The organism is Micromonospora sp. NPDC057141 (assembly GCF_042670805.1).
GTDB lineage: Bacteria > Actinomycetota > Actinomycetes > Mycobacteriales > Micromonosporaceae > Micromonospora.
In genome coordinates this window covers 1-1,197 of record NZ_JBHUVA010000178.1, presented here as the reverse complement: position 1 = coordinate 1,197, position 1,197 = coordinate 1, and the positions used below count along the sequence as shown (strand labels likewise).

The following is a 1,197-nucleotide window of genomic DNA, read 5'->3' as shown; positions in this document are numbered from 1 at the left end:
GCCGCTGCCCGGGCTGTTCGCCGCCCAGGTCGCCCGCACCCCCCACGCCGTCGCCATCACCTACGGCGACCAATCCCTCACCTACACCGAACTCGACACCCGATCCAACCAACTCGCCCGACACCTCATCACCCTCGGCGCCGCCCCCGAACGCCTCGTAGCCGTCGCCCTCCCCCGCTCCCTCGACATGATCACCGCCGTCCTCGCCGTCCTCAAAACCGGCGCCGCATACCTCCCCATCGACCCCACCTACCCCACCGACCGCATCACCTACATGCTCACCGACGCCACCCCCGTCACCACCATCACCAACCACCACACCGCCACCAACCTCCCCCACCACAACCACCAGATCCTCCTCGACGACCCCAACGTGACGGCCACGATCACACGACACAGCACCGCCACCCTCCAGGACACGGAACGACTCGCCCCGCTCCACCTCGCCCACCCGGCATACACCATCTACACCTCCGGATCGACCGGACGACCCAAGGGCGTCGTGGTCAGCCACCGGAGTCTGCCCAGCCTGTTCGCGTACCTCGTGCACATCCTGGATGTGCGGCCCGGATCCCGAATGGCGCAGCTCATCTCGCTCAGCTTCGACATGGCGCTCACGGAGATCCTGACGGCGTTGACGTCCGGCGCGACCCTCGTCCTACCCGAACCGGGCCCCCTGTCCGGCGAAGTCCTCGCCGACGTCCTACGCGAGCTGCGCGTGACCCACGCGGTCGTCTCACCCAGCGCCCTCGCCGGCGCACGACCCGAGCAGCTACCAGAACTCGAGTGCCTGATCGTCGGCGGCGAGGCCTGCCCACCCGAACTCGCCGCAGCCTGGGCGAAGAACCGACGCATGTTCAACGGGTACGGGCCGACGGAGGCGACCGTGTGCACGACCGTGAGCGGGCCGCTGTCCGGCACGGGCGCCCCGCTGATCGGCGGCCCCAACTGGAACGAGAGGGTCTACGTCCTGGACGAGCGGCTGGATGTGGTGCCGCCCGGGGTCGTCGGCGAGTTGTACCTCGCCGGCACCGGCCTCGCCCGCGGCTACCTGCACCAGGCCGGCCTGACCGCGCAACGGTTCATCGCCTGCCCATTCGAATCCGGCGAACGGATGTACCGCACCGGAGACCTTGCCCGCTGGCGACCCAACGGCGAACTCGAATACCTCGGCCGAGTCGACGACCAAGTCAAAAT

At 68.8% G+C, this 1,197-nt stretch carries 1 protein-coding gene; it reads left to right on the top strand.

Features of this window, described 5'->3' with window-relative positions; all coding sequences use genetic code 11:
- On the top strand, positions 1–1,197 hold a 1,197-nt coding region (locus ACFT41_RS32325; protein WP_377614117.1), incomplete at both ends, for an amino acid adenylation domain-containing protein.